Source organism: Deinococcus wulumuqiensis R12, from assembly GCF_011067105.1.
In the GTDB taxonomy this organism is placed as follows: Bacteria; Deinococcota; Deinococci; order Deinococcales; family Deinococcaceae; genus Deinococcus; species Deinococcus wulumuqiensis.
In genome coordinates this window covers 2,737,802-2,756,521 of record NZ_CP049357.1, presented here as the reverse complement: position 1 = coordinate 2,756,521, position 18,720 = coordinate 2,737,802, and the positions used below count along the sequence as shown (strand labels likewise).

Below are 18,720 nucleotides of genomic sequence, written 5' to 3'. Positions count from 1 at the left end.
CGTCCAACATGCACAAAGTCGCTATCGTGGGCCGACCCAACGTCGGCAAATCCAGTCTGTTCAACCGTCTCATCGGACGGCGCGAGGCCGTCGTGGCCGACTTTCCCGGCGTGACCCGTGACGCCAAGGAAGGGCTGATGCTCTACCACAACCACCGCATCACCCTGATCGACACCGGCGGGCTGTGGAGCGGCGACGAATGGGAACAGGCCATCCGTGAAAAGGCCGAGTGGGCGATGGAAGGCGCCCAGGCCGTGATCTTCGTCCTCGACCCCCGTGAGGGGCTGAGTGCCGCCGACTACGAGGTGGCCGAGTGGCTGCGCAGACTCGGCAAACCCGTCATCGTCACCGCCAACAAAATCGACAGCCAGAAGCACGAGCCGTATCTGGCCGAGCTATGGGGTCTGGGTTTCGGTGACCCGGTGGCTATCAGCGCCGAGCACGCCCGGGGGCTGGACGACCTGATGGACCGCGTCATGGCGCACCTGCCTGAGGACGACGAGGACGTGCCGGACATCGCGCCCATTCGTATCAGCCTCATCGGGCGGCCCAACGTGGGCAAGTCCAGCCTGCTCAACGCGATTACGCAGAGTGACCGGGCGATTGTGGCCGACCAGCCCGGCACCACCCGCGACAGCCTCGACGTGGAGTGGGACTACGGCGGGCAGCGTTTCGTGCTGGTGGACACCGCCGGGATTCGCAAAAAGCCCGACACCGCCATCGAGGACTTCGCCATTCAGCGCTCTCAGGCCGCCATCGAACGCAGCGACATCATCTGGCTGGTGGTCAATGCCGGCGACCTCGGGGACCACGAACTCAAGCTGGCCAACCTCGCCTACGACAGCGGCAAGCCCGTCATCGTGGTGGTCAACAAGTGGGACCTGGTGCCCGACGCCGAGCTGAAAAGCGCCGAAAAGGACCTCAGCCAGAAGCTGCACCACATCTCCTTCGCGCCGCGCGTGTACACCTCGGCCATCAACGACTACGGCATTCACGACATGCTCGCCGAAGCCATGAAGCTCTACGAGAAGTGGCAGTCGCGCATCGGCACCAGCGAACTCAACCGCTGGCTGGAAGTCTGGCAGATGAAGCAGCGCGTGCCGAACTTCCACGGCAAGCCGCTGAAGATGTACTTCATGACCCAGGTGGAAACCGCGCCACCGACTTTTGCCATCTTCTGCAACCGCGCCGACTTCGTGACCCGCGCCTACGAGGGCTTCTTGCAAAACCGCATCCGCGAAGACCTCGAACTCGCCGGGGTGCCGGTGCGCCTGAAGTGGAAGGAAAAGGGGCCGTACAAGAAAGGCAAGAAGGGAGAACAGGACGAGGAGTGAGTGGCCCAGACGTCCGAAGAGAAGGAGACGATCACCGAAAGGGGCCGTCTCCTTCTCTTATACGGATTCCGCGATATGGATGCACAGGCGGCGCTTTCCCGACTGTGCAGGAATTAAGCGGAATCCGTATGAGTCAATGGTTCGTGCAGTTTTGAGGTCACAAAGAAAGACCCACCGAAAATGGGGCTGTGAACACACCGCTTCCAATGGGTCTAATGGCCATCCTACAGTACGTTCTCAGCGCGGTCCCGCTGCGCAAGACGCAGCGGAATTTTCTGACCGTGCTGCTTAGCGTATTTCTCGCTGTTCCTGGACGGCTGAACGTCCTGAACCTCTCCCGATATGCGGCCTGCTCGGAGAGTACGATCCGTCGTTGGCTGCACCGAAGTGACCCCGGGGCCATTCCCTGGGGCGCAGTACACCGGGCGACTGTGAGCACGGCGATTGAGAGTGGGCTGATCAGCCCACTGTGCGTTCTGGCCATCGACGCCTCTTTTCACCGCAAATCTGGTCAGCACACCGCACACCTCGGCTCGTTCTGGAATGGCTGTGCTGCACGAACCGAACGTGGGATCGAGCAATCCTGCTGTGCCCTGATTGATGTCCAGCACCGACAGGCGTTCACGGTTGATGTTCGTCAGACCCGAACCGGATCTGATGCCCCGAGCCGTCTGGCACAGGCCGCCGACCAGCTGGATGACGTGTTGCTTGATCTCCGGACTATCCAACAGCTCGAACTGGCTGCTGTCGTTGCTGACGGGAATTACGCGAAGGAACTGATTGTGGAGACCGTGACGGAGCACGGTCTCCCATTCATCTCCAGATTTCCTCGCAACGCCAACCTCAAGTATCTCTATACCGGCGAGCATCCCAGACGACGCGGACGGCCAAAAAAGTTCGACGGCAAGGTGGATTTCAGCGACTTGCAGCGCTTTGACCTCGTTTCTGAAACGTCGACCGAGCGGGTGTGGACTCAGGTGGTCTGGAGCGTGCAGTGGGCGCGAGAAGTGCGTGCAGTCGTCATCCAGCAGGTCGGTAAAAAGGGTCAAGTGACGGGTTACGCGGTGCTGTTCAGCACCGCTGTGACGATGCCCGCTCATGAGATCATGGCGCTGTACCGGAGTCGCTTTGAGATCGAACTGATCTTCCGGGATGCCAAGCAATTCCTGGGAAGCCAGGATGTGCAATTGCGGTCACAGCCAGGCATTGAGGCGCATTGGAACGTGGTCTTGCTGACCCTGAACCTCTGTCGCCTTGAGGCCCTGCGAGCAGCAGAGGGCGGACAGAATCTGGTGTTCAGTCTCGAAGACATGAAACGCAGGGCGTATAACGCCCTGCTGGCCCAAGTGATTTTGTCCAAGTTGGATCTCTCGGCCCGCTTTGCAGAATTAGAACATCTGCCGTCCAGTCCGCTAAATTTCGGCCTCAAAGCCGCCTAAAACTGCACGAACCATTGATGAGTGGCCCAGACGTCCGAAGAGAAGGAGACGATCACCGAAAGGGGCCGTCTCCTTCTCTTTGCTTCGTTCAGCGGGCGAGCTTGCTTTCGACGAGCTTCAATGCGCTGGCAGGCAAGCCCTGCCGGAACGGGTTGAAGTCCTGGCCGTCCAGCACCGCCTGAACGGTTCCCTGTCCACCGGGCACCTGAAAGGCAAGGCGGTAAAACGCTCGGTCTGGCAACCCCTCGTCGCGGGCAAGGCGGCTGCTGGCCAGTTGCAGGGCAGCACGGCGTTCGAGCTGAGCGCGGGCCTCGGCCAGTTGGCGTTCGCCCGTCGGCCCCAGGGCCGCGTGCAGTGCGGCGAGGCTCGCCTGCGCGGCAGCGGGCGACAGCGCCGGGAGGGTTCGCAGTCGAACGAGTTCCCGTTTCAGGTCGGCGGGGTGAGTCACGCTGAAGTCACTTCGCCGCGCTGCGTCACGCAGGGCGCTGGCCGTGACCAGCAGTTCGAAGGTGGGGTGGTCCCACTCGGGCTGAGCAGGCGCGGCAGGTTCTTCAGCGGCCCGAGGAGCGGTCTGAGGCGGAATCGAGCGCGGCGAAAGCGGCGAGCCGGGGCCAATCTTGATGGCGAACGCCCCGGACAGGGCAAGCAAACCCATCAGGACGGGAACGGCGCGCACAACCGGACGGGAGGACAAGGGGGTCATTCGGACTCCTTCGAGGGCCATATGGCTCTGATTTTCACGGCGTGGCCTGACAGCTTTCTGAGTTGCGGAATGCGAAAAGGGGCCGCCTGTTACAGCAGCCCCCCGGAAAAAGCCCGACCCTCAGGGGGCCAGACGTTTTTCACGCTGCGCCGAAGTTTCTTCCGGGCGCTGGACCGGCCCCTTCACAGGGCGCATGTGGTTGACCTTGCGGGCAACGCGGAGCGGCTCGGTAGAAAGCTGACCAATACGGTCGTACCACTTGTAGCCCTCGACAGGGACGCCCGCCGCCCGGGCCGCGCCGAGCACTTGCTGGTACCCCCGGTGGGCCAGGTCAGCGGCGTCGAGGTAGTGACGCTGCTGATAGGCATTTTGGGCCAGCAAGAAGGTCTGGTCGGCCTGCTGCACCGCGCCGCGCACGTCAGGCACCTTGGCCGAGTTGCGGACGAGTTGCAAAATCGCGTTGCTGTTGGTCAGGTAGGCGGTGGTCAGGTAACGGTACTGGGCGTCGAGGTTGAACTGCCCGAAGGTCTTGGAGAGGTTGTTGTAGCTCATGACGCTGTGTACTTCGTCGCCCACGTCCACGAAGGCGGTGTCGCCGCTGGGACCGAAATCCTCATCCCGCTCGCTGTCGTAGCCGTCGTGGGGGTGCGACTGGCTGAGGTGGTGGCCCGACTCGTGGACCACGGTGTCGGTAAAGCCGTAGCCTGCCGTGCTCAGTCCCGGCGTCAGGAAGTTGAGGGTCAGGGTCTGGGTTCCCGTGACACCGTCGGAGATGGCTTGACCGAGCAGCCCCTGGTTGGGGGTCTTGGCGTTGGTGTCGTTGAACAGGTAGTTGGTGAGCTGGTACTGCCCCGGCGCGGCCTGAGCGCGCTGGCGAATCTCGGCCTGAGCGAGCTGGAAGAACCGCTCGCCCTCGGGGTCGGCGTAGTCGGGGGAGCAGGCGTCGTCGGTGGGCAGCGGGAAGAAGCACTTGTAGGCGTCGGCCACGTCACCGTCGAGCGCCGTTTCGCGCAGGCTGGTGCTCCACTTGACGAAGGGGTTGAGGACCTTGAGGCGCTCCTCCACCAGTTGCGGCTTGATCACGCTGGCACTCACCGGCGCGTCGGCTCCCTGCTCCAGCGCGAGGTCCACGTTGATGTGCTCGGGCATGTCGGGCGGGGTCAGGGCGACGCGGTACAGGGCGCTGGGCGTAAACAGCAGGTCCACCGCCACGTAGCGCACGACTTTGCCGAGGTCGGCGCTGATCTTTTCGCCGTAGGCATAGCTGGCCTTGCGGGTGCCGTACTCCCAGACGGGCAGCATGCGCTTGTCGTAGACCTTGTCACCGTCCAGGTCGCCGTTGGAGACGTTCCAAGCGTTCGTCCAGAAATCGGGGTTGGCCGACTGGTCGTAGAACCAGATGCGGCGGGCGCTGGCCTGGTTCTCGCTCGGGGTGCCACCCCAGGCGACGGTGCGGCGGCTGCTGCGCTGCCCGAAATCCAGCTTGGTGTCGGACTCCACCGACTCGGCCCGCTCGTGCGAGTAGCTGTGGAACTTGAAGTCGGGGCGGCCATACCAGTTGATGAGGAACACGGTGTGCTGGGTGGGGTCGATGCCCAGCTTGCCCGCGTTGTCGCCCAGCCACTTTTCGACCGCCGCTCCGTCCACTTCCCAGTTGCCGGTGATTTCGCGGGCAATGTTGCCAGCCGGCTCGGGGCAGGCATACAGCGGGGTGAGGTCGGCAGGCCGGCGGTCCAGCACCTTGAGCACTTTGGTGGTGTCCGCCGACTGGCAGTTGTAGGCCGCCGCCGCAATGTTGAGGTAGGTCAGGCCGTCTTTTTCCAGCGAGTCTTCCTTGCCGCTGCTCGCCAGGAACGCGAAGAACTCGTCCTCGAAGCTCTTGGGGGCCGTCACGTAGTTATAGTCGAAGGTGAAGTTGTTGCCCGTCAACTCGTTGTTGCCGTAGAAGCTGGGGTAACGGTTGATGGTCTTGTAAGTCGCGGGCAGTTCCTGTCGCAGGCTGCTGAAGTTCAGGTCGCGTGCCCCCGTCACCTGACCGGGCGAGGTGGCGGCGTACCCGATGTTGACGATGTTGACCTTGAGCTTTTGCTCGATGGTGCCGAGTTCGCCCGGCTTGAGCATGCTGAGCTGACCGAAGGACGAGGGGGGAAGTTGCTCGGGTTCGGGCTGCGCGGGGGCAGGGTCCCCACCGCAGGCGGCGAGCAGGCTGGCACCGAGCAGGGCCATTCCCAGGGCTTTGATCTTCATGGATTCTCCTTGAAAAGCGGAACAGCAGCGGAAAGGCAGAGGCTTTCAGATCAACCCCTGTGAGCAAAAGATGTAAAAACCTTGAGCGCTACGATAGCAAATGGAAGGGGCGAGCGGAAGCTGCCAGCAAACAGTCAGCAGCGTGGATTGCTTCTCCTCTCCGGTGACCCCTGCCGGCCTGTCGTCTCCTACCCCAGCCGCGCGTACTCCGCCGCCACCTGCGCCGCCGCCGCCGCGTTGTGACGTACCAGGGCGATGTTCGTCTCCAGACTGCGGCCCCCGGTCAGTTCCACGATGCGGCCCAGCAGGTAGGGCGTGGTGTCCTTGCCCGTCAGCCCGAGCGCGTCCATGTCGCCCAGCGCCCGCGTGATGTGGGTTTCCATTTCCCCGGCGGGAATCTCGGCGGTCTCGGGCACCGGGTTGGCGAGCAGGACGCCGCCCGTCAGCCCCAGGTCCCACTTGGCCTTCAGCACGCGGGCCGCCTCGGCGGGGGTCTGCACCGTCAGCGGCGACCTGAAGCCGCTGCGGCGCGAGTAGAAGGCGGGAAACTCGTCGGCACCCAGGGTGATGGCGGGCACGCCCTGCGTTTCGAGCACTTCCAGGGTCAGGCCGATGTCGAGGATGCTCTTGACCCCGGCGCTCACCACGCACACGTCGGTGCGGGCGAGTTCGAGCAGGTCGGCGCTGATGTCCATCGTCTCGCCCGCGCCCCGGTGAACGCCGCCGGTGCCGCCCGTCGCAAACACGCGAATCCCGGCCAGCGCAGCGATGCGCATGGTGGACGCCACCGTGGTCGCCCCGTGCTGCCGCAGCGCCACCGCCACGGGCAGGTCGCGGGTGCTGATTTTCTGCACGCCCTTGTCGGTGGCGAGCAGTTCGAGTTCGTCGGCGCTCAGGCCCACCTTCAGCCGCCCGCCCAGCACGGCGATGGTGGCCGGGACCGCGCCGTTGTCGCGCACGATTTGTTCCACGCCCCGCGCCATCTCGACGTTCTGCGGGTAAGGCATCCCGTGGCTGATGATGGTGCTTTCCAGCGCGACGACCGGGCGGCCTTCAGCGAGCGCGGCGGCGACTTCGGGTTGAAAGTCGAGGAGGTGCCGGGCTTGACGGGTCTGGGCTTGACGGGTCTGGGCTTGAGCGTTCTGGGATTGATTCATGAGGTCACTTCCTGGGAATAGAGGCGAGGCGGGATGAGGACAGCCGGGCTTGCAGGGCAGAGCGGGAGAGGTCGGGAACGACGGTCAGCGGACTTTCCACCGTGAGCGCGGCGGCGGCGTGGCCCTCGCGGGCGGCCTCAAGCGGGGACTGACCCGCCGCCAGTCCGGCAAGGAAGGCGGCGAGCATGGCGTCCCCCGCACCGGTCACGTCCACCACGTCGGCGGGCAGGGCAGGCAACTCGTGAACCTCTGCGGGGAGGCTGAGCACGCTGCCGCGCTCGCCCCGGCGCACCCAGACGAGTTCGGCGCCCCCGGCGTGCAGCTCCAGCGCCGCCTCCCGGATGGCCTGCGGGTCATCGGCCACCTCGCGCCCGACGAGCGCGGCGAGTTCGGCGAGGTTGGGGGTCAGGGCGTCAGGCATGTGCCCGGCGGCGAGTGCGGAGCGCAGCCGGGCGGCTTTGGGCACGCTGACCGGCTCGTAGACCACGCGCACCCCCGTTTCGGCGGCGAGGCCGAGCAGGGCGGTGAGGGTGTCGGCGGGCAGGTTGCCGTCGGCCACCACCCAGGCCGCGCCGCGCCAGGAGGCCCGCAGGCCGCGCAGGGCCGCCGGGGTCAGGTGCTCCATCACGTCCATCGCCGCGACCGCGAGCAGCAACTCGCCGTCGGCACTCAGCACCGCCGTGTAGCTGCCGGTCGCCGCGCCGGGCACGCGCAGCACGCCCGACACGTCCACCCCCGCCGCCGCCGTTTCGCGCAGCAGGGCGTTCCCCAGACTGTCCAGCCCCACCACCGACACCAGCGCGGCGGACACCCCCAGCCGCGCCAGGTTCTCGGCCACGTTGCGGGCCACGCCGCCGGGCGACTGGCTGGTCACGCCGGGCATGCTGGTGCCGGGCACCGCCTCACCGCGCACCCGCGCCTTGAGGTCCATGTTGGCCCCGCCGACCACCACCACCTTCTGCGGGAGAGCGTCGGCCAGCATGTACCCGCGCCCGAGCAGCGCTCCCTTTTTCATCAGGTTGCTGACATGCACGTTGACCGCCGCCCGCGTCGTGCCGAGCCGCCGCGCCAGTTCCCCCGGCGTCGTCAGGGGCGCGGCGCGAATCAGGTCCAGCAGCTCACGCTCGCGTGGGGTCAGGTCCATGCTTACCAGACTAAGGAGATTTAGCCGAGTAAGCAAGGGGCTTCTTTCATCTGCCTGCCCTAGCCTCGCCGCATGATGTCGCCCGCCCTTTTTTCCGTCCTGGCACTGCTGGGAACGCCGACGCCCGCGCCGGTCACGCTCGGGGCGCAGGCCGGACAGACCGCCACCCTGCACGTGGACCTCGCCCTGCGCGACACGCTGCTCAGCCGCGAAGCCCCCAACCTGCTCACGCTCCAGACGCCCTGGGGACAACTGCAGACGCGGCCCAGTGGCACCGCGCACCGCGACCCGGCCTACGCGGGCTATTTCGGGCAGGTGCGGCCCATGACGCTGAAGGTCAAGGTGCCTGCACAGGTCCGGGCGGGACGCTACGCCGCGCAGCTCACCGCCGACCTGTTCGTGTGCGACACCGCCGACAAGCTGTGTACCCGCCGCACCCTCAAGCTGCCCGTGCAACTTCAGGTGGGCAAGGTGGCCCGCCCCGGCACCCTCACCCTGAAAGACGAGCACCTGCGCCCGGCCCGGCTGCGGCGCGGCCTGACTGGGAATTGAACTGTTCTCTGGCGGTGTCCCCGGTTACCCCTAGAGCATTTGACAAAAAGACGCAACGTCTTTTTGGCGAGCGGACTGGGACAGCTCGCAGAGAGCGAGTGCAAAACACTGAGCAGGGCGGAGAATGGAGTGATGCGGGGTGCCGTTCCGCGCATCACGTAATTCGGAGAACTGCTCTATGCCGCTCCAGCCCCGTATTACATTCCGCTGACCGGCACGGGCACGGCGTTTTCTACACTGACGGCATGACTTCCGAGCAGAGCAACCCGGCGCCCGGCGATGTCCGGTACCTGACCGTTCACGGGGCCTGGCAGGGCGCGGCAGGCGACCCCCAGCGTGTGTTCGGGGGCACGGTGACGGCTTCCGGCCACCCACACCTGGCCTGCGGCGAGCGCGTGACGGTGCGCTACCACGTGGAAGGGGGGCGCGTGCCGGACGCGGGCGAACACGGAGCCTACGCCCTGATACGGATTCCGATTGAATCTGGTAGTTTCAGATTCAATCCGAGCGGATGCGAGTAGGAAAAAATACGGATTCCGCGATATGGATGCACAGGCGGCGCTTTCCCGACTGTGCAGGAATTAAGCGGAATCCGTATGAGCAGTGGCGGCAGAACGTATCCGCTGGTCAGCTTCACCTGCCGCTCGGCGGCCACCACCGGCAGGCACGGCACCGACGACACCCGGCCCGCCGACTGGCAGGCGGCGGTGCAACCCGGAGCCGGGGAGTAGAAACGCAAAGGGGGAAAGGTCCGCAACCCTCCCCCCTTCTCCCTTTCCCCTCCACGCCCTGCCTACAGGTCACGGCGGCTCAGGCGCCACATCGCCGCTCCCACCGCCAGCAAGGTCAGCGCCGCCGCCCACAGCACCAGCCCGGTCGCGGCCGGTTCGCTGCCGAACACCGGGTTGGGCACGCCGCGCCCGGTCTGGCGCAGCAGTTCGGGTTGCAGGTGGTAACTGGCCCCCAGCCACAGCGCGTTGGTGGGCATCAGGACGTTGGCGACGCGGCCCAGCATGGACACGGTGGCGTTGTCGGAAATGGTGCCGATGAGACTGAGGATGCCGCCGCTGGACCCCACCCCGTACAGCACGAACACGCCGATGCCGTTGGCGAGGGTGGAAAACAGCGTGCTGCCCAGCACCGTGAGTCCGGTCAGCAGCGCCGCCGCCAGCAGCATCAGCGCCAGCGCGGGCCAGATTTCGGGGGGCAAGTAGCCGGTGAGGAGAAACACGCCGCCCAGCAGCCCCGCCGAGAGCAGGGCGACGTAGGCCATGTTGACCAGCGCGAAGCCCAGCCAGCGCCCCGCCACCAGTCCGGCACGGCTGACCGGACGCGCCAGGACGCTCTGCATCACGCCGCTTTCGATGTCGCCGCTGACCGCCCCCACGGTAGACAGCACGCTCATCAGCGAGCCGAGAAAGTACACCAGGTACATCCCGAACATCGTCGCGTACATCAGCGGCGCGTTGGCCAGACCCGTGCGGCTGCGGCCTTCCAGCCCGGCTTCGACGGCCCGCTGGTTGAGCTGGTCGTCCACCTTGTAGATGCCGAACAGGTAAAACCCCAGAAACAGGGCGCTGAGGATCAGCAGCACCGCCACCAGTTTCTTGCGCACCGCCTCGCGCAGCGCGAGTTCGGCCATCAGCCGCGCCGAGTGCCAGAAGTTACGCATGGTGCCCTCCCTGATGCCCCGCCGTGCCCTCGATCAGTTCCAGAAACAGGCTTTCGAGGTCGGGGCGGCGCGGCGTCAGCGCGTAGAGGTGCGCCCCCGCCGCGTGAATGGCCCCCGCCACGGCAGGCACCTGCTCCTCGCTTTGCAGCCACAGCTCGACATCGGCGCGGCCCGGCGTGTTCGTGTCCTCGCGGTGAATTTCCCCGATGCTTGCCAGGGCCGAGCGCAGTTCGGGCGTCACGCGGTCCAGGCGCACACTGACCGGAATCACGCCGCCCATCAGCTCGCGCATGCTGCCCTGTTGCAGCACCCGCCCCGCCTTGACGAAGGCCACCCGGTCACACACCTGCTCGACTTCCGAGAGCAGGTGCGAGTTGAGAAACACCGCCACCCCCTCGCCCCTGAGCCGCTCGATGATTTCGCGCACCTCGACCCGCCCGATGGGGTCGAGCGCCGAGGTGGGTTCGTCCAGAAACACCAGCCGGGGACGCGCCAGAATCGCCCCCGCCAGCCCGCAGCGTTGCAGCATCCCCTTGGAGTAGCCGCCGAGTTGTTCGCCGCCGCGCCCGCCGAGGCCGACTTCCTCCAGCACCTGCGGCACCCGCACGCGCAGGTCGCTTGCCGTCATTCCGGCGAGGCGGCCATGAAACTTCAGGAACTCCTCGCCGGTCATCCACAGCTGAAACCGGAACTGCTCGGGCAAAAACCCCAGCCGCGCCCGCACCGCCGGGTCGGCGGGCGAGCCGCCCAGCACCCGCGCCTCGCCGCCCGAGGGCAGCACCAGCCCCAGCAGCATCTTGACGGTGGTGGACTTGCCCGCGCCGTTGGGACCGAGAAAACCGAAGACCTCACCCTCACCCACCGTCAGGTCCAGGCCGTCCACCACCGCCCGGCCCCGGTAGACCTTGCGCAGTTCGCGGGTTTCGATCACGTTGCCCTGCCTGTGCTGACTCACAGGCCGCAGCATAGGCGAGGACCGCGCCGGGCGAGTGCACCAAAAGTTGCAGACGGTGGGCGCCCGGCACGTTCACGGCGCCTTAACCTGACCGCCCGCACACAGAGCCGCCATGCTTTAAGAGTTAAAGTGCGCCCAACATGGAATACCGCAAACTCGGCAGGAGTGGTCTGAAGGTCAGCGAGGTCGCCCTGGGCGGCTGGGAAACCTACGGCGTCAATCAGGACGCGTCCAAGATGGTGGGCGACATCGTGCGGGCGGCCTACGACGAGGGCGTGAACTTCTTCGACCAGGCCGACGTGTACGCCCGGGGCCAGTCCGAGCAGCTCATGGGCGCCGTGCTGCGCGAGTTTCCCCGGCATACCCTGGTCATCTCCAGCAAGGTCTTCTGGCCCATGAGCGACGACGTGAACGACCGGGGCCTGTCGCGCAAGCACGTGCTGGAGAGCATCGACGGCAGCCTGCGGCGGCTGGGCACCGATTACCTCGACATCTACTTCGCCCACCGCTACGACCCCGAAGTGCCGATGGAAGAAATCGTGATGGCCTTCGATCAGGTCATCCGCGACGGCAAGGCGCTGTACTGGGGCACGTCCATGTGGCCCGCCGCCCGCATTGCCCAGGCGGTGGAGTTCGCACGGGCCAACGGCCTGCACGCGCCCGTCACCGAGCAGCCCGAATACTCGATGGTGCGCCGCGAGCGCGTGGAGAAGGAAATCCTGCCCTACACCGAGGACGCGGGGCTGGGCCTGGTCGTGTGGAGTCCGCTGGCGATGGGCCTGCTGACCGGCAAGTACGACGAGGGACGGCCCGAGGGCGCCCGCCTGACCGAGAAGGAAAACTGGGCGGGCAGCTACCTGACCGACGAGAACATCCAGAAGGTGCGCGACCTGAAACCCATTGCCGACGACCTGGGCATCACCCGCGCGCAGCTTGCCCTGGCGTGGCTGCTGCGGCAAAAGGGCGTGAGCAGCGTGATTACCGGCGCCACCAAGGTCGGCCAGATTCAGGACACCGTCAAGGCGGCGGGCGTGCGCCTGAGCGACGACGTGCAGGGGCGAATCGAGGAAATCCTCAAGCCGTCTTGAGCGGAGGGGAGAGGGTGGAGAGGTAATACGGATTCCGCTTAATTCCTGCACAGTCGGGAAAGCGCCGCCTGTGCGTCCATATCGCAGAATCCGTATTTTTTCCTACTCGCATCCGCTCTGCTGCGCAGCTTTGCAAGTCGGATTGAATCTGAAACGACCAGATTCAATCGGAATCCGTATGAGGGTAGAGAGCAGAGGGGCACTGGCAAACGCTGGTGCCCCCACTTTTTTCTCCCTCCGCTCTCCCCTTCCCCCTCACCCCAGGTCAGCCCTGCCCCACCTCTCTCATGAGAGCGGGGGCTAGAGTGCGGCCCGTGCAGAAAGTCGGCCCACTCGCCCTCCTGGGGATTCTGGTCTTTGCGCTGGTGTTTGCCCTGCTGCCGAGTGGGAGTGGGCCTGGGGCGCAGACCGGCGTGACCCTGCGAGGCGTGGAGCTGGCCCTGTACCCGGCCCGTGACCCCGACGCGGTGTGGCAGTTCCGGGCCGCCGAGGTGCGAAACGACCCGGTGGGCAGCACCACCGAACTCAGCCGTATCGAGGGCGGTCAGCGCCTGTTGCGCGGGCGAGGGCCGGACGGCAGCTTCAGCGGCACCGAGACGCTGGACGCGACCATCACGGCCCCCGGCCTCACCATCAACGGCCAGGACGACATGGTCACCTCCCGCGCCGACATCACCCTGGTCAAGGAATGCGCCGACCTGTCGCTTTTCGGCACGCCCGAGCAGCCGGTCAGAATCGAGCAGGGCGCGGGGTTTTCCGCGTCGCGGGCCGAACTCGATGCGCCTGCGGTCAAGGGCGAGATTCTGGACCTGCGGATGGACTTTCAGTTCAACGTGGAGCAGGCCAGTCCCGAGTCCAACTGGGGCTGGGACCCCGACGCCACCGAAACCTGCCGCGACGGTCAGCGCGTGCCGCTCTGAACCCGATGTTCCCCGAAGCCCCACAAGGAGACTTGTCATGAAAAAGATTGCCCTGTTCGCCGCCGTGACCGTTGCCCTGGCTCCCGCCGTCCTCGCCGCCCAGTCCAAGCCGGGCACGACCACCCCGGGCAGCAGCACCGAGAAACGCATCATCAATTTTCAGGGCGCGCCCACCGGCAACCTGCGCACCGGGCCGCTGACGTTTACCGGCAACCCGGTCAGGGCGACGGTGAGCACGCTGCAAATCACCGCGCCCAAGGCGGTCCTCAGCGCCCCCGCCGGGACGCCCATCGTGGAAGCCAAGGGCAAGCGCACCGGCGAATTCAGCGGCCCGGTCAACGTGTCGCGGGGTCGCCTGAGCGCCAAGGGCGGCAGCCTGACCTACAGCGAAGCGTCGGGCACCGGCGTCCTGAAGGGCAACCCCAGCGCGACTTTCGTGCCGGAAGACAAGAAGGACGGCGACACCGTGACCATCACCGCCGGGCAGATGAGCCTGGACGTGGACACCAACGTCTCGACCAGCACCGGCAGCGTCAAGCTGGTCAGCGGCGACCAGACGGGCCGCGCCGACAAACTGGTGTTCGACGAGGACCGCGAACTCGCGCAGCTCACCGGCAGCCCCAGCCTGACCCGTGCGGCGGGGGCGGGCCAGAAGGAACTGGTCATCAGCGGCGCCGAGGTGCGGGCGCTGACCAAGGACAAGACGCTGTACGTGCGCGGCGGCGTCAAGCTGGTGCAGGGCACCACCACGACCACGGGCGACGCGGTGTACTACAACGACGCCAAGGACGTGGCCTACGTGGTCGGCAACGCGGTCAGCGTGGACTCCAGGAGCAAGGTGACGCTGCGGGCGCCCAAAAGCGGCTACCTGGAGCAGAACACCAAGTTCGCCCGCGTGAGCGTGAAAAACAGCGGCTTCAGTATCCCGGCGGCGCAGTTCAAGCTGCGCGGCGAGAAGTAAGGCGCGGCGGGGAGGGGCGGAGTCATGCCCGAACGCCGAGCACTTGCGGTCCTGCTCCTGACGCTGGCGCTGGGGGGGGGCGTCTGGGCACAGGACCGGGCGTCGGCCCCTCCTCCGGTCACGCCCACCGCCCATGAACAGGCCGGGCGCTGCGTGGAAGGGACCGAGCAGACCTGCATGGACCTCGTGCGCCGCAGCAAGGACGGTCAGGAGCGCCGCATCATGGTGATTCGCACCGGCAGCGACGACAGCACCGGCATCTATACCCTGTGCACCCCGCAGGAGGACGAACCCGAGGACGCCCCGAACGTGGGTGTGTTCAGCGAAAGCGGCGCGGGCGGCATCCGCATCATCATCGACAAGAACCTGATTCAGGCGCCGCTGGCGGTGGTGACCCAGCAGTCTGCCGAGGGCAACCAGGAGGGCAGCGACGGCAAGGTAGAGGCCAGCAGCGGCACCGCCCGTTTTCTCGACGAGGTGCCGGAGGGCCAGACCGACCGGCTCTCGCGCTGCGGCGTGGCGGTCGAGCGCCAGCCCAGGCCCGGTACGGTGCAGGTGACCCAGGGCAAGACCCAGCTGACCGGACAGACGCTGAACTACGACGGCGCCGACGGGATTGCCCGCATTGCCGGACCCATCACCTTCCAGCGCGACGACCAGGCAGACCCGCTGTCGGGCGAGAGCAAAAACATCGAGATCAATGTAGACACCGAGGCGACCCTGCTGGTCGGGGACGTGGTGCTGCGCAGCAAGGGCGGACGGGTAAGCAGAGCGGGCCGGGTCGAGTACGACGATCAGGCCAGCACCGCTCGGCTCTACGCCACCCCCGAGCAGCCTGCCGAAAGCGTGCGCGGCAACGACGTGCTCAGGATCACCAGCGGCGTGATCGTCTATAACCTCGAAAAGAACGAGGTCTACGCCAATGCGGGCGAGGGCGGCAACATCAGTGGCGAGTTTCTGGATGAGGCGGCGCCCGATAGAGCGCCCTGAACTTGCAACCCTTGCTGCGGCGACCCGCTCCTTTCACGGAACCTGGCGGGTCGCCGCCTCGTAGTCAAAGCATGTCACAATCTGCTGCTCCTCGGCTGCCGTTGAAGTTGCCGAACCTTTCGCTGTCCGTACTGGGCGCGTCCGGCACAGTGCTGCTGGCGCTGGCGGCGTGGGCGCTGGCGCTGCTGCGGCGGGCCTGGCCGGTCACTGCACAGGTGACGGGCCTCGTGGAGCGCGAAGAGGTGCCTGCCACCTTCGCCAGTACGGTCAGCATTCATCTGGGCACCGAGCTTCTGATAGCGGTGCTCTGCGGGCTGGCGGGCGGCCTACTCCTGACACTGCTCGTCTACCTGCGTGGACTGGCGGCGGGACAGTCGCTGTCGCGGGCACCGGTGAAGGTCTTTGCCTGGGGGCTGCGGCTGGCCGTTCTGCTGGTGCCCCTGGGTGTATTCGCGTGGCAACTCTGGGGCAGAGGGGACCCTTACGGCCCGGCCCACGCGCTGACGGCAGGCAACTTCAAGGTCATGATGCTGGCCCTGACTGTGATTCTGCTGCTGCCCCTCTCGGCATTGACCTGGCTGACCCTGGGCCGGCTCGAAGCCTGGTTGCATCAGGCCGGGTCGTTCGTGCAGACGCCGGACACCGATCGGCAGCTTCAGCGTCAGTTTCAACAGGTCAGTCACCCGCTCCTCATCAGCACCGTGGTGCTGGTGCTGCCGCTCCTGGTGCTGTTTCCGGTCATCCTGATCGGCGAGGCGCCCAGCAGCGCGATTCAAACCCCAGCGCAGCAGCTTATCGCCACCCAGCAGACCCCGCTGATGCAGCTCTACGCGCTGGCTGCCCTGGCTGCCGCCGCCGGAACGTGGCTGCTGCGCGGGCTTCTCAACCTGCTGACCCACCACCTCGATCCGCAGATCAGCCGTCTGTCGCGTTTTCTGGGCACCGCCCCCCTGTAATCCGGGGATCTGACCTCAGGGCAGGTAGGCTGGGGCATGTCCTACACCGAAGCCCTGGGGATGACCGTACTCGAAGCCTCGCCCGAACGGACCCGCGTGGCCCTGACCGTCACGGCGGCGGGGCTGAACATGCACGGCACGGCGCACGGCGGGCTGGTGTTCAGCCTGGCCGACGAAGCCTTCGCCGTCATCAGCAATCTGGACGTGCAGGCGGTGGCCGCCGAGACGCATCTGAGCTTTTTCCGCGCTGCCCGTGAAGGCGAGCGGCTGGTGGCCGTCGCGACCCCGGAACGGGTGGCCCGCACCCTGGCGACCTATCGGGTGGAGGTGCGCCGGGGGGAGGAAGGCGAGGTGCTGGCCCTCTTTCTGGGCACGGTGTCGCGGCGGGACAGGCAAGGCGAAGAGAGAACCAGTTGACAGCCAGATGAAAAGGCGGCGGCGGGAAGCACAGGCCCCCCACCGCCGGTCTGCTCAGATTTACTTCGTTTCGGTCAGGGTGTAGCTGCCGGAGCCGGAGTAGGCGTAGACCTCCCAGCGGTAGGTGCCCGAGGTCGCCGCGTAGTTGATGCTCTCGGTGCTGCCGCTCCCTTCGCTGGCAGCGACGTCCACCCAGCTGCTGCCGTTGTACTTCTGGAGGTAGAGGTCAAAATCGGTCCCGCTCGGGCCACTCAGCTTGCCGGTGAGGGTGCCGCCCGCGTAGGAAAAGCCTGCGGTGCCGGGCTTGTAGCTGTTCGCGCCGCTGCTCACGCTGCCGCTGTAGGTGGTGGTCGTGCCGGGCGTGGGGGCCGGGGCCGCCGAGCCGCTGCCGGTGTAGAGCAGACGGTTGGCGCTGCCGTTGGCGCCCGTGACCTTGCCGGTGGTGGCATTGTTCAGCAGGGCGCTCGTCACGGCGCTGTTGGTCGTGTTGCCCGCCGCGATCAGCAGGGCGGCGGCGCCCGCCACGTGCGGGGTCGCCATGCTGGTCCCGCTGATGGTGTTGGTGGCGGTGGTCGAACCGATCCAGGTGCTGGTGATGTCACTGCCGGGAGCGAAGAGGTCCAGGCAGCTGCCGTAGTTGCTGAACGAGCTGCGGGCGTCGGTCCGGGTGGTGCTGCCGACAGTGATGGCACTCGCGGCGCGGGCCGGGGACACGTTGCAGGCGTTCTGGTTTTCGTTGCCCGCCGCGACCGCCATGATGAGGTTCTTGGCGGCGGCGCTGTTGACCGCGTCGTCGGTGGCCTGGCTGGCGCCGCCGCCGAGACTGAGGTTGGCGACAGCCGCAGCGCTGCCCTTGTTGCTCACCGCCCAGTTGATTCCGGCGATGATGCCCGAGTTGGTGCCCGAGCCGTCGCAGCCCAGCACCTTCACGGCAACCAGGGACACGCCCTTGGCGACGCCGTAGGTGCCGCTGCCGACCGTCCCGGCGACGTGGGTGCCGTGGCCCTGGCAGTCGTAGTTCTTGCCGTCGCCGGTGGTGTTGGTGCCCCAGACCGCGCGCCCGCCGAAGTTGGTGTGGCTGGTGTTGATGCCGGTGTCGATGATGTACGCCTTCACGCCGCTGGCGGTGGAGCCATAGACGTAGTTGCCGTCGAGCGGCAGGTTGCGCTGGTCGACGCGGTCCAGGCCCCAGGTGGCGCCCGACTGGGTGGCGCTGGCGTACATTCTGCCGTCCTGCTCGATGTACTTCACGCGCTTGTCGGCCCGCAGCGCCTGAAGGTTCTGGGCGCTGAGCTTGCCGGAAAAGCCTTCGAGGGCCTGGTCGTAGATGTTCTGGACCGTCACGCCCTGGGGGTCGAGGTTCAGGGCGCGCACGAGCTGGTCGGCGCTGAGGCCGCTCAGGCGGCTGCCCGCACTCTGGGCGCTGAGGCCACCGCTGGACGCTCCTTCGCTGAACACCACGATGTACTGACCGGGGATGGCGTCGGCCTTGTCGGTGCCGAGCAGCGGTGCCAGGGCGCGGGTGCGCTGGGGGGCCGAAGCCGCCGCATCCGGCTGGGGGGTGGCCGCAGGCACGTTTTGCTGCGAGCCGCAGGACGCGAGAATCAGGGTGAGGGTAAGGGTGCCAGCAACCAGACGTGCGTTCATGGTGGACCTCCTGACTTCCTGCGCAGAGACCGGCACGGGCAGCCGACCGGCGCTGGCCCCCATCAGGACCGGCGCCCAGCCACCTCGGCGACTTTCTCGGGCTTGGAATTGCCCAGTAAGATAAGCGGCGCAGCCGACATTGTGAAGAGCGCGCAATCTTTCTCACGACCCACTGGCGGGGCCTAACCGCTCTTCGGGAAAGCCGCTTTCCTGTGCCCGACCATCGAAAACCCGTCCCGATATACCGAACACCCGCTTCGTGGCAGAAACTTGGCTCGAAATGCCCGGGAGGTCTTTCAGGCCAGCACAGCAACTTTATTTCCCAAAACTGTCAAGTTGACGGGGTTTAAAATCATTTTTGCCAAATTCTTCACAGTTTTTTTGCGCTACAGGACCCCGCAAGCCTCCGTGCCCCCACCTGGGCAGTCTAGACGGGAGGGAATGGAGCAACGGAGAAAGCGGGTCCAGTCCGCCATCTCCCTTGCTTCATTCTGTAATTTCCTTTGACCCGCTCCGCTCGGAAACAGAGACAGCCTGC

The 18,720-nt window shown here is 66.3% G+C and carries 18 protein-coding genes; 11 read left to right on the top strand and 7 right to left on the bottom strand.

The window, feature by feature from the left end:
• Nucleotides 1-8: 8 nt before the first annotated feature.
• Both der and G6R31_RS13315 read left to right on the top strand, forming a co-directional pair.
• On the top strand, nucleotides 9-1,334 hold the full coding sequence (gene der / locus G6R31_RS13320) for a ribosome biogenesis GTPase Der (RefSeq protein WP_017871786.1): 1,326 nt from the start codon (nucleotides 9-11) through the stop codon (nucleotides 1,332-1,334).
• A gap of 206 nt (nucleotides 1,335-1,540) precedes the next feature.
• Entirely contained in the window at nucleotides 1,541-2,773 is a 1,233-nt protein-coding gene (locus G6R31_RS13315; protein WP_164994014.1) for a transposase, read from the top strand.
• A gap of 88 nt (nucleotides 2,774-2,861) precedes the next feature.
• Here G6R31_RS13315 and G6R31_RS13310 read toward each other — a convergent pair whose 3' ends face one another.
• The 4 genes from G6R31_RS13310 to G6R31_RS13295 form a co-directional block, all read right to left on the bottom strand.
• On the bottom strand, nucleotides 2,862-3,476 hold the full coding sequence (locus tag G6R31_RS13310; protein WP_225983070.1) for a hypothetical protein: 615 nt from the start codon (nucleotides 3,474-3,476) through the stop codon (nucleotides 2,862-2,864).
• 120 nt (nucleotides 3,477-3,596) lie between these two features.
• Entirely contained in the window at nucleotides 3,597-5,723 is a 2,127-nt protein-coding gene (locus G6R31_RS13305) for a zinc metalloprotease (protein ID WP_017870620.1), read from the bottom strand.
• 188 nt (nucleotides 5,724-5,911) lie between these two features.
• Nucleotides 5,912-6,880, bottom strand: a complete 969-nt coding sequence (locus G6R31_RS13300) for a pseudouridine-5'-phosphate glycosidase (RefSeq protein WP_017870619.1) — start codon at nucleotides 6,878-6,880, stop codon at nucleotides 5,912-5,914.
• A gap of 4 nt (nucleotides 6,881-6,884) precedes the next feature.
• The gene (locus G6R31_RS13295) at nucleotides 6,885-8,024 is read right to left on the bottom strand and encodes a PfkB family carbohydrate kinase (RefSeq protein WP_017870618.1); all 1,140 of its coding nucleotides are present in this window, start codon (nucleotides 8,022-8,024) and stop codon (nucleotides 6,885-6,887) included.
• Between the two features lie 72 nt (nucleotides 8,025-8,096).
• Here G6R31_RS13295 and G6R31_RS13290 point away from each other — a divergent pair, with 72 nt between their 5' ends.
• The 3 genes from G6R31_RS13290 to G6R31_RS17050 all read left to right on the top strand — a co-directional run bounded on the left by G6R31_RS13290 (nucleotide 8,097) and on the right by G6R31_RS17050 (nucleotide 9,307).
• Nucleotides 8,097-8,576: a hypothetical protein gene (locus tag G6R31_RS13290; protein WP_017870617.1), complete on the top strand. Its 480-nt coding sequence runs from the start codon at nucleotides 8,097-8,099 to the stop codon at nucleotides 8,574-8,576.
• Nucleotides 8,577-8,821: 245 nt separating this feature from the next.
• Nucleotides 8,822-9,097, top strand: a complete 276-nt coding sequence (locus tag G6R31_RS13285) for a hypothetical protein (RefSeq protein ID WP_017870616.1) — start codon at nucleotides 8,822-8,824, stop codon at nucleotides 9,095-9,097.
• 75 nt (nucleotides 9,098-9,172) lie between these two features.
• The gene (locus G6R31_RS17050) at nucleotides 9,173-9,307 is read left to right on the top strand and encodes a hypothetical protein (protein ID WP_017870615.1); all 135 of its coding nucleotides are present in this window, start codon (nucleotides 9,173-9,175) and stop codon (nucleotides 9,305-9,307) included.
• A 62-nt stretch (nucleotides 9,308-9,369) separates the two neighbouring features.
• Here the strand turns inward: G6R31_RS17050 and G6R31_RS13280 are convergent, their stop codons facing one another.
• Entirely contained in the window at nucleotides 9,370-10,248 is an 879-nt protein-coding gene (locus G6R31_RS13280) for an ABC transporter permease subunit (protein WP_017870614.1), read from the bottom strand.
• The gene (locus tag G6R31_RS13275) at nucleotides 10,241-11,215 is read right to left on the bottom strand and encodes an ABC transporter ATP-binding protein (RefSeq protein ID WP_017870613.1); all 975 of its coding nucleotides are present in this window, start codon (nucleotides 11,213-11,215) and stop codon (nucleotides 10,241-10,243) included. The genes G6R31_RS13280 and G6R31_RS13275 overlap by 8 nt, the downstream gene beginning before the upstream one ends.
• Nucleotides 11,216-11,343: 128 nt before the next feature.
• Here G6R31_RS13275 and G6R31_RS13270 point away from each other — a divergent pair, with 128 nt between their 5' ends.
• From G6R31_RS13270 to paaI, 6 genes are all read left to right on the top strand, one after another.
• A complete protein-coding gene (locus tag G6R31_RS13270; protein ID WP_017870612.1) occupies nucleotides 11,344-12,291 on the top strand; it encodes an aldo/keto reductase family protein in 948 nt (315 codons plus the stop codon).
• A 305-nt stretch (nucleotides 12,292-12,596) separates the two neighbouring features.
• A complete protein-coding gene (locus G6R31_RS13265) occupies nucleotides 12,597-13,211 on the top strand; it encodes a hypothetical protein (protein WP_017870611.1) in 615 nt (204 codons plus the stop codon).
• Nucleotides 13,212-13,248: 37 nt separating this feature from the next.
• Entirely contained in the window at nucleotides 13,249-14,172 is a 924-nt protein-coding gene (locus tag G6R31_RS13260) for an LptA/OstA family protein (RefSeq protein WP_017870610.1), read from the top strand.
• 24 nt (nucleotides 14,173-14,196) lie between these two features.
• A complete protein-coding gene (locus G6R31_RS13255) occupies nucleotides 14,197-15,162 on the top strand; it encodes an LptA/OstA family protein (RefSeq protein WP_017870609.1) in 966 nt (321 codons plus the stop codon).
• A 71-nt stretch (nucleotides 15,163-15,233) separates the two neighbouring features.
• On the top strand, nucleotides 15,234-16,118 hold the full coding sequence (locus G6R31_RS13250; protein ID WP_152524819.1) for a hypothetical protein: 885 nt from the start codon (nucleotides 15,234-15,236) through the stop codon (nucleotides 16,116-16,118).
• 36 nt (nucleotides 16,119-16,154) lie between these two features.
• Nucleotides 16,155-16,535 (top strand): hydroxyphenylacetyl-CoA thioesterase PaaI, encoded by a 381-nt coding sequence (gene paaI / locus G6R31_RS13245; RefSeq protein ID WP_017870607.1) that lies wholly within the window; start codon nucleotides 16,155-16,157, stop codon nucleotides 16,533-16,535.
• Nucleotides 16,536-16,595: 60 nt separating this feature from the next.
• Here the strand turns inward: paaI and G6R31_RS13240 are convergent, their stop codons facing one another.
• Nucleotides 16,596-18,182 (bottom strand): S8 family peptidase, encoded by a 1,587-nt coding sequence (locus G6R31_RS13240; RefSeq protein ID WP_017870606.1) that lies wholly within the window; start codon nucleotides 18,180-18,182, stop codon nucleotides 16,596-16,598.
• Nucleotides 18,183-18,720: the final 538 nt, after the last annotated feature.

Coding starts and splice junctions, on each gene's coding strand:
- G6R31_RS17050 (WP_017870615.1), top strand. CDS start 9,173: ATGAGCAGTGGCGGCAGAACGTATCCGCTGGTCAGCTTCACCTGCCGC.
- paaI (WP_017870607.1), top strand. CDS start 16,155: ATGTCCTACACCGAAGCCCTGGGGATGACCGTACTCGAAGCCTCGCCC.
- G6R31_RS13260 (WP_017870610.1), top strand. CDS start 13,249: ATGAAAAAGATTGCCCTGTTCGCCGCCGTGACCGTTGCCCTGGCTCCC.
- G6R31_RS13270 (WP_017870612.1), top strand. CDS start 11,344: ATGGAATACCGCAAACTCGGCAGGAGTGGTCTGAAGGTCAGCGAGGTC.
- G6R31_RS13295 (WP_017870618.1), bottom strand. CDS start 8,024: ATGGACCTGACCCCACGCGAGCGTGAGCTGCTGGACCTGATTCGCGCC.
- G6R31_RS13280 (WP_017870614.1), bottom strand. CDS start 10,248: ATGCGTAACTTCTGGCACTCGGCGCGGCTGATGGCCGAACTCGCGCTG.
- G6R31_RS13300 (WP_017870619.1), bottom strand. CDS start 6,880: ATGAATCAATCCCAGAACGCTCAAGCCCAGACCCGTCAAGCCCAGACC.
- G6R31_RS13285 (WP_017870616.1), top strand. CDS start 8,822: ATGACTTCCGAGCAGAGCAACCCGGCGCCCGGCGATGTCCGGTACCTG.
- G6R31_RS13255 (WP_017870609.1), top strand. CDS start 14,197: ATGCCCGAACGCCGAGCACTTGCGGTCCTGCTCCTGACGCTGGCGCTG.
- G6R31_RS13315 (WP_164994014.1), top strand. CDS start 1,541: ATGGGTCTAATGGCCATCCTACAGTACGTTCTCAGCGCGGTCCCGCTG.
- G6R31_RS13250 (WP_152524819.1), top strand. CDS start 15,234: ATGTCACAATCTGCTGCTCCTCGGCTGCCGTTGAAGTTGCCGAACCTT.
- G6R31_RS13305 (WP_017870620.1), bottom strand. CDS start 5,723: ATGAAGATCAAAGCCCTGGGAATGGCCCTGCTCGGTGCCAGCCTGCTC.
- der (WP_017871786.1), top strand. CDS start 9: ATGCACAAAGTCGCTATCGTGGGCCGACCCAACGTCGGCAAATCCAGT.
- G6R31_RS13290 (WP_017870617.1), top strand. CDS start 8,097: ATGATGTCGCCCGCCCTTTTTTCCGTCCTGGCACTGCTGGGAACGCCG.
- G6R31_RS13240 (WP_017870606.1), bottom strand. CDS start 18,182: ATGAACGCACGTCTGGTTGCTGGCACCCTTACCCTCACCCTGATTCTC.
- G6R31_RS13275 (WP_017870613.1), bottom strand. CDS start 11,215: ATGCTGCGGCCTGTGAGTCAGCACAGGCAGGGCAACGTGATCGAAACC.
- G6R31_RS13310 (WP_225983070.1), bottom strand. CDS start 3,476: ATGACCCCCTTGTCCTCCCGTCCGGTTGTGCGCGCCGTTCCCGTCCTG.